Origin of the sequence: Bacillus multifaciens, assembly GCF_030756675.1 — a bacterium.
Classification (GTDB): Bacteria; Bacillota; Bacilli; order Bacillales; family Bacillaceae_G; genus Bacillus_A; species Bacillus_A multifaciens.
The window spans coordinates 1-8455 of sequence record NZ_JAVBXD010000076.1 but is presented as its reverse complement, the minus strand read 5'-3'; the positions used below and the strand labels follow the sequence as shown (position 1 = coordinate 8455).

Sequence of the window (8455 nt, the reverse complement as noted above, 5' to 3'; positions counted from 1 at the left end):
AATCAATTTTAATTTTTCGACATATAAGTTGCTGTTATGCAGACTGCAACACCACCTGTACTCGCTTTTTCCCTTTGTTTTAAAACATCGCATGTAGCAGGAAGAGGCCCTGACCGCTTCTATGTACGGCCAGATGCTCTCGTCCTCCCCTAAAAAGAAAGAGATTTTTATGTCGGTTTTTTAATTTGGATATATATATCACTTGAAAATGTTTTGAAGTTCGTTATCCATACGCTCAAAGTCTTGGGCTACAGAATGAATGTTGTTAACAGCTTGTTGAAAGGCGTTATAAAATTGTGTGGTTAAATCTAAAGCTTGTTGATTTGCTTCTTGTGCTTTGGAGTTGACGGATAACGTTGTACGTGACGATTTTGTTATCGATCTGTTTGTGGCGCTTTGAATCGTATCAGCAGCGGTTCCCATTTGCGTTGCGATTTGCCCTGCTGTTTGAAAATTACTTTGAAATTGTCCCATCGCTTGAATCCTTTCTCTATTTTTCTGTCCAGTCTTTCAGAGGTTGTTCGAAAGTTCGTGGATTTCTTTATGGTAAACTATGAAAATTATACCATACTAAAAACAAGAATTTTATGAAAAATCTTTCATTATCGTATATTCAATTTTCTTATTTGTACGACCTTACATCAATTAACTGTGTTAAATATGGTAATCTACACAATCTCGCATTATTCCTGTAACTTTTCTCTAATTAAAGCCTACACCTCTGCACTTAATAACTTGTAATCATTGTCAAAATAAGTATGTATCCTGTGTCCACCAAATAAATCTCCATCATGATATTCACAATATATATCATTTGCTCTAATTTGGATGTCATAGAGGGTAATTTCTTTTTCAAATTCTTCTTTAGTTACATCATATTCGCCTGCATCTACAGCATCCAAATTTAAATGTTCATCATACTCAGGCCAAAAATCATTTTTGTAATCAATCAATTTCTCTGCAATGGCCACTTTAGCCTTTTTATCAAATTCTTCTATGCATAAAAAAAGGTTCTCTGCTCTTTTAATCATTTCGTTAACATCTACATATTCATTGCTAATATCCAATTGCCAATGTATTTTCCCCTTATTTTGCTGATATGCTTTACAAGTCTCATTAAAGGCAAATACTCCAATCAATTCACTCTTTATTGATTTTCCCATCTTCGAATTTCCTTTCTATTAATATAATCCTCCATTGATCACATCTACATTTTCTTGCCTTTAGATTACGAGTTTCTTCATTATATAGATCCACCACGTAAAAAAGCCGTTCTCCCAAAACAATGGAAATCGACTTTTCAAATAAAGTGAAACTTCCATCAATGGAGAGTTTTTTCATCTCCCACTGATGGTCAGCCCTCACCAATCGGGCTTTTACTGGCAGTTATCCCCCACCTCTCTTCTTAAGAAAAGCGGAAGCGGCTCGCTCAGAATCGCAGGACGCCCACGCACCCGACAGAGAGGCGCTTTTTGCCTCGTCCGAGGGGGTGAAACGACCGGAGATTCTAGCCGCTGGAGCTGGACAATGCTTTTACCGAATCTTGAGGTGGGGGTCTTACTGCCAGTTAATGCGGGATAAACAAGAATTAAGATTTACTAGCAATTATCATAAAACGTTTTGAATTTGTCCGAATCCCTTTTTCCGTTTTGTTCGTTGCGATAAATTTTTGTAAAATGTCAAAGTCCTCTTCTGTTTCATAAAATCTCGGTATGATAGGTGTGTGTTTTAATAGGAAAATGAGGTCTTCCGGTTACAAACAATATTGAACTGATCCGCTAAAGTCATCGGGATTTCGCACGTCCCGTTTTTACGAAAAGCTGCACGCCACCTGTCTCTAGCGGCATGTACACAATCACCCCCAATATCTGTAACCACTAAACTAAAGCGGTTACACTTGTTCATCTAGTATTCTTGTAGTAAATGCTTTCCGTTATTTTCAATAATTTCAGGTATACGGTCACGTACTAGTTTATTGTAGGTCGGTATTGTGATTCCTCCAATATTTTAATTTCCCCTCAATTATACTATCCTCACAGCATTCTAAACTCCTATAAGGATACTCTAACAAAATCGCCATGGCTTGTTAAAATGCCTTTTCATAACGAAATATTCTTCATAGCTTCCTTCAAATACTCCTCTTCTTCTCTCGTCAAAAGTGCAGGAAATTCAACTAATGGAATCTCATTCTGAGACTGCTTCACAGTATTTTCAAAGTCATTTTGCGGTACACCCACAATTTCAATAATTTCTTCGATTAACTTATAAAGCTTTTTAGCAACAGTTTGGACATCCGTATGTGCCGGATTCTTTTTCTCTTCCTTATATGCCTTTAATTGCTTTATTAAACGCATGAACTGCTGATCCAGTTTCAATTTTAGTTTTTTATTATCATAAACATTCCGAATCCCCTGTTTTGGAAACCGTCCCTCTAACCATTCTCTATTTTCCTTTTCCCATATGAATGTTTGTAAGAAAGAACAAAATAAAGGTACATCTATCGTTTCTTCTTTCTGTAATACTGCTACTATTTCATCCACATGCGTAAGTACCTTTGTAATTCTTTCTTGCTCTGCCATAAGTAGCTCTTTTTGAAAATGCATTCGCTCCATAAAATTTCTCTTAGGCATATCATTCTGTAAAATAATATTTTGAACCTCACCTAATGAAAAACCAAGATGCTTCAACGCTTGTATTTGTTGCAATATATACAGATCATCCTTCGTATATAAACGGTGTCCACCTTCTGTATAATCACTTGGTTTTAATAGATTAATTTTGTCATAATAACGGAGTGTACGTACCGTTACATCACCTATACCGGCAAACTCGCTAATTGTCCAGGACATATCTTCACCTGCTTTTTAGTTTTTTCACTTTATAACATGGTTTTTCTTAGCTACATACTGAACCATACTAGAAACTCTTGCTGACACACCTTTCTCATTCTTCAATTGCATACCTAACTGGAACAAACATACTACAAGCAATAAAAAGTTGGAATTGTTTCGAATTGGATTTCCATAACTATCATATTTCTCATAGTCATAATACAAATTACTTTTCCTTCTTCTTATGACTAAATAGGTCGTAACGAGAAAAGATACTATCGCAATAACAATTTTCTTTTTCATTGTTTCCACTTCTGTATTCATCACTTATTCTCCTTCCATAATGTATTCGTCTTCTTTGAATAACGGAATACGAATGAAATAATGGTATGGCTCATTACGGATTACTTTCCATACGATAATACCTACTTGAATGACTTCTAAAGCAAATACAACCCAAGATAAAACTAGACTTATACGTGAACTAATATTAAATAAAAGAAATATCAGCAAATGAAAGTTAAAAGCTTTTCGACAATGGTATTTATACACTTCATGTTTACGTGCCAACGTTACGTACATAAACAATGGTGAAAAAATCCCTACAATAGCTGATAGCCATAACATGATAACAATATTTCTTTTTTCTCTTGTGGTACCCTTCATTGGAACTCTCCCTTTCGTTTTGTCTTCTTTTTTATTCTAAAAGATGACGTAGGTAGAAGTTCAAGGGATATTATTAAATTTCTTTTGAGTAGATCTCGCTTAAAAATAAATTTCATCTATCACGATACAACGAGATGGTACATAGCAAGGTTTAAAAATTTAGAAATTCTAAAATCTATGAAGGGTTTATAAAACATATCGATCCCTACGTTTGCATCGGAAGATATAAAACAACTTTCAGGTACACTACGGTCAGGTGGTAAACATCGTTTAGCTGGTAGCCTTTTTCAAAAACTTCATGATATGAAAGAATCTTGAGAGAGATGACCTCGCTATCCCTTTGGTGTGTTTATACAAAAGGGATGGCGTTTTTTCGTTATAGTATCTTAACTTGATAAACATGTATGGTGACCCCTATATTATAATTATCTATGTGACAAAACTGATATCTAAAAAGGAGTGTCTCTAATATGTACAAACTCAAAACAACAGAAACCACCAATAGTGTAATTGAATTTATCGAAAGTGTTGAAAGTCCAAAAAAACGAGAAAGTGCCTATCAATTATTAGATATCTTTACTGAAACAACAGGATACACAGCAAAGATGTGGGGACCGAGCATTATCGGATTTGGTACATACCACTATAAATATGAATCTGGTCATGAAGGAGATGCCCCATTAGTAAGCTTCTCCCCTAGAAAAGCCAAAATTAGTTTATATTTTGCAACTGGTGATCCAAGGCGAGAAGAACTATTGAAAAACTTCGGAAAATACACGTCTGGAAAATCATGTGTATATATTAATAAAGTAGCAGACATTGATATTACTGTTCTAAAAGCGCTAATCGAACAATCTGTAAGCTTTTTAGAAGAGACTTATCCAAATCATTAATGAAATTTTTTTAAATAGAGGGGATGGAGAAACACGTTGGAAATAGACAAAATAAAGAATGTCCTAAGAAAAAAAGCAACTATATTTCAAACAGGTGGAAAAAGACCCGATTTATCTATGAATGAAAGTTGGATTGGAAAGGTCTCCTATTCATTACCAAATGAAACTTACCCAATCGACCGTTATAATGGCAAAATGTATGCAATCATGATGCTTAATTTAACTCAGATCCCTTTTGTTCCAGAAGTATTAAAAGATGTGAAAGCCATCGCAGTATTTCTTTCTCCAAACTTTGATAAAGATCTATCCAACTTATCAGGAAATTTTTGTATTAGAGAATATGATTCTTTAGAGGAATTAGTACCGAATGAAATGTCACTTACGTTTCAAAATCTAAAATCTTTTCCGTTAATACCAAAACTAGTAACCGATGAATTTCCCCTATGGGATACGGATGATTTTCCTCACACAATCCAAGATAGGATTTTAGAACTTGAAGACAAGACCGGAATGGAATACTACGAGGATATTTTTGAAGAAAATCGTTACATACACAAATTAGGCGGTTATGCTTGCTTTGCACAATCAGGTATCCAATGGCCTCCGGATTATGAATTTGTTTTTCAAATAACAGAAGATCCAAAAGCGCATTTAAAGATTATTCACGGCGGCGGAATTTACTTTGCCAAAAATATGAAAACAAATGATTGGATCGCACATTGTGATTTCTTGTAAAGATAGAATGTTAAGTGACTGAGTTTTTAAAGAGAGGTGATTATTATTGAAAAAATTTTTACTGTCGTCCATATTTACTGTATTCAGTCTATTAATTTCAATAAATATACTTCAACTGTACTATACTAAGGAGACTTTTGGAGGAGACGGTTATTTTCATATTATTACTAATGCAATGCAAATAACAGTTGTTGTTTTATATATTGGAGCTCCTCTAGTTTTACTTGGGTGTGCTCTCGGGGAGTTATTATTTAGGTATGTCATTTTACCTAATAAACTACAATTTATCGTTTCTTTAATACTATATATCCTTCTAGGCACAGGAATTGTATTTGTATTTGAGATTTTACTAGGAGCAGTTCCAACGGACATATTTACTATTGAGATGCTGCCATATATGGGGCTGACTGCTATTTGTTCTATTACATTTTTCGTGAGCAGAACTACATATGAACGAAAATGATAAGATAAATCTATACCCATAACGAGCTAAAAACGATATTCTTTTTGAAAAAATATACAGAAAAGATGATTTTGAATTTGCTGCACAACTAGGAATCATTTCTTACGTAAGGAACGGTATAAAGGGCTATATGAGAAAAATGAAAAATGTAATGTTGTTAGTGGTATGTTTCTTATTTTTAAGTGGTTGTAATTATGAAAATGAAGATCAGGTAAAAAAATATATAAAAGAAAAACATGACATCGATGTTGTTGTAACAGATTGGGGTGCTATACATGAAGGGAATATGGGACATACATATCATACTGTTCAAGCAAAAAACAATAAAAATATGCTCTTTCTTTTTATGCGCATATTTTTTAGTTCTTCAAATGTATCATCTTTATCTGTTACTGTTATATCTGTTTTTCTCAAAACATCACGAATACCCTTTAGTTGTCATTCTCCTATAATAAGAACCACATTTTAGTTACTAGATATTTCCCACTAACCTCTCGCAAAAAACATACACTAAGAAACAGCTTGGAAGTGGAAAAATGATTTCTTATCCGTTAAGAATTTTTTGTGAAAAGCAAAGATTTATGGTGATTTTCATCTCATATTTTCCCTAGTATTCTATAAAAAATCGCCAAAACAACATCTTAATTACGTTTTTCATTCAAATCATTTATAATCTTTTTCTTAGTATATATTTTCCACGATTTGTTAGTGTTAACCCGTTACCATCAAGTTAAGAAATACGTTACTCTTCAAAATCTTAACTTGATGTGCATGCCATATTGCCCCTTGTATTTTGCTAACGACATGCTAAAGACAACACGAGTGAGTTCATCATAGTTATGTTAACTTAAAAACCTTTCAAAATTCTTGCATAAATGTTACAAAATTATTACATATAAATACAAACAATTACATAAAATACCGAAAATATTATGAATGATAGCTCTTAATATGCTGTGAAGAGATTCGAAAATCAGCAGCTTCCTCAAAATTAGCAATTAGTAATCTATACCTAGTATAAAGTTTTCATTACTAATACTCTTTATGTACCAGCTAGCGGAAAATAAATGAAATTAATACTTCTAAAAAACAAATTTAGGAGGAATTACATCTTATGTCTAGACTTACAACGTTTTGACGATAGTGTATCCTGCGTCAAAATGAGGCTCGATCCATTGCATACGAAACTAGCATGTGAATAGACAAGGTTCAATTGTATTAGCTGCCACTCCGCCTTTAAAAGACTTAGGAGTTAAAGAGATGAGTCGGCTATTAAGACTAATGTAATCTATTATTTACTAAAAAATATTATAAAATTTTTTTAAAAATGATACTTGTCCAAACCATATCTATTCTTTTTCATATAATGATTCTAGTTAGATAATACTAACTAATAATTTAAAACCAATTTGGAGGGATATTGGAATGGATGATTTAAAAGAATTGATTTCTTCAACACTTAACGGAAAACAAAAGGACGAAATAATCAATATAGTACTTTCAGATATTTTAAATAGAAATGGTATAACAGATTCATCTCTAAAAAAATTACCATCAGAGAAAAAAGCACAAATCAAAAAAATCTTTTCTGGATTACAAAATCAAATTAATAACATTTTAGATTAAAAGGAGAGAGTTTATGTCTGGAGTTTGGTATCCAAATCAAGATAAAAAATGGAGTGCATTAGATTCTTCAAAACCTCATCCATCCTTCAACGATCCAACAATTTCAGAAGAAGCTAAGCAAAAAAATAAAATGTATCAATTGTCTGAAGAATATATTGCGATTGTTGACTCTGCTGACGTTCAAGTTACTACAACAGATACAAAAGTAGCACTATCGATTCAAGCAGCATTACAAGCAGCAATTACTGCTATTTTAAGTATATCTATTGCAGATAGTGAAAAAGCTGATAGAATAGCACAAGAACTTTTTCAAAAATCAGCTATTACACAAGTTAATAGACAACGCACTATTATTAAAAATTCTCGAAACGTTTCAGTAACTACTACAGATACTGATATAGCAGTAAATATTCAAATCCTTCTTCAAATTTTATTAGCTTTATTGGTTAAACTAAATATTTTATAAAGATAATTTAACTTTCCTAGCAAAGTTGTGAATAAAACACTTCCCCAATCCCCCTCCTATTGGGGTTTTTTTAGAACGAATATATTATTAACATCATAATAGGAACTTATAACAGTATCCTTATTAAACTAAATGGATAGAGTTTAATAAGGATACTGTTAATTCAAATTTAAATAAATGCCTACTTAGGGGGAAAATAGGCATTTTAAACTTCAATAGGGATAGTGGCATGGTTCCTGTTATAGATCTGAAAATAAAAACACAACAAAACCCACAGAGAACAAGAATGTTTTCTGTGGGTTTTGTTTATTTCAAAGAAGCTTTGGGGAAGCTCGGTTTGATCAATTTTATTTTTCTAACACATCTGAACGATCTATTCTTCACTTAGTGCGCTGCTTGTACCAAATGTACTTTGGAACTCATAAATTGCTTAAAATTCAAGAAATGATTTCATATCAAATGACATTCTTATTGTATTAGAAAAATAAAATATAGAGTTTTTTACATATATATATATTAGGGATAAACTTATCTTACTTTAAATGTCTTTCAAATCACTTTCGTAAATATTACAAAAGTCTTTCATAAGTGTTACAAAAGTCTTTCTTTGGTTTTAAAGACACTTGGCCAAGATGAACAACAGAATTATTTTATTCTCTACCTCACGCTAACAATAATATGTGTACCTTTTCTGTACTTGGATTTCTGTATTTTGTAAGGGTTTCTAACGATATACAATGAACGATATCAAATTGATTGTAGGAAAGAAGTTAGT

The 8455-nt window shown here is 32.6% G+C and carries 9 protein-coding genes and 4 pseudogenes; 6 read left to right on the top strand and 7 right to left on the bottom strand.

Features of this window, described 5'->3' with window-relative positions; all coding sequences use genetic code 11:
- Positions 1-198 precede the first annotated feature (198 nt).
- The 7 genes and pseudogenes from Q9306_RS24185 to Q9306_RS24155 form a co-directional block, all read right to left on the bottom strand.
- The gene (locus Q9306_RS24185; RefSeq protein WP_306203128.1) at positions 199-474 is read right to left on the bottom strand and encodes a TIGR04197 family type VII secretion effector; all 276 of its coding nucleotides are present in this window, start codon (positions 472-474) and stop codon (positions 199-201) included.
- Between the two features lie 239 nt (positions 475-713).
- Positions 714-1163, bottom strand: coding sequence for a DUF2262 domain-containing protein (locus Q9306_RS24180; protein WP_306203126.1), 450 nt, complete (start codon positions 1161-1163; stop codon positions 714-716).
- A 425-nt stretch (positions 1164-1588) separates the two neighbouring features.
- Positions 1589-1753 (bottom strand): annotated as a pseudogene (locus Q9306_RS24175) (SAM-dependent methyltransferase); the annotation flags it as partial.
- Between the two features lie 144 nt (positions 1754-1897).
- Positions 1898-1989 (bottom strand): annotated as a pseudogene (locus Q9306_RS24170) (nucleoside triphosphate pyrophosphohydrolase); the annotation flags it as partial.
- A 110-nt stretch (positions 1990-2099) separates the two neighbouring features.
- A complete protein-coding gene (locus Q9306_RS24165) occupies positions 2100-2849 on the bottom strand; it encodes a MerR family transcriptional regulator (RefSeq protein WP_306203124.1) in 750 nt (249 codons plus the stop codon).
- Between the two features lie 24 nt (positions 2850-2873).
- Complete coding sequence (locus tag Q9306_RS24160) at positions 2874-3155, bottom strand: hypothetical protein (protein WP_306203122.1); 282 nt, start codon at positions 3153-3155, stop codon at positions 2874-2876.
- 3 nt (positions 3156-3158) lie between these two features.
- Complete coding sequence (locus Q9306_RS24155) at positions 3159-3497, bottom strand: magnetosome magnetite crystal formation protein family (protein ID WP_306203120.1); 339 nt, start codon at positions 3495-3497, stop codon at positions 3159-3161.
- A gap of 470 nt (positions 3498-3967) precedes the next feature.
- On the opposite strand from Q9306_RS24155, the gene Q9306_RS24150 reads away from it, so the two are divergent.
- The 6 genes and pseudogenes from Q9306_RS24150 (at position 3968) to Q9306_RS24125 (ending at position 7680) form a co-directional block, all read left to right on the top strand.
- Complete coding sequence (locus Q9306_RS24150; RefSeq protein ID WP_306203118.1) at positions 3968-4390, top strand: DUF1801 domain-containing protein; 423 nt, start codon at positions 3968-3970, stop codon at positions 4388-4390.
- Positions 4391-4426: 36 nt separating this feature from the next.
- Complete coding sequence (locus Q9306_RS24145) at positions 4427-5125, top strand: YwqG family protein (protein ID WP_306203116.1); 699 nt, start codon at positions 4427-4429, stop codon at positions 5123-5125.
- Positions 5126-5718: 593 nt separating this feature from the next.
- Positions 5719-5928, top strand: a pseudogene (locus tag Q9306_RS24140) (hypothetical protein); the annotation flags it as partial.
- Between the two features lie 727 nt (positions 5929-6655).
- A pseudogene (locus Q9306_RS24135) lies at positions 6656-6869 on the top strand (hypothetical protein); the annotation flags it as partial.
- 144 nt (positions 6870-7013) lie between these two features.
- A complete protein-coding gene (locus Q9306_RS24130) occupies positions 7014-7214 on the top strand; it encodes a spore coat protein (protein WP_306203114.1) in 201 nt (66 codons plus the stop codon).
- Positions 7215-7227: 13 nt separating this feature from the next.
- The gene (locus tag Q9306_RS24125; RefSeq protein WP_306203112.1) at positions 7228-7680 is read left to right on the top strand and encodes a spore coat protein; all 453 of its coding nucleotides are present in this window, start codon (positions 7228-7230) and stop codon (positions 7678-7680) included.
- Positions 7681-8455 lie beyond the last annotated feature (775 nt).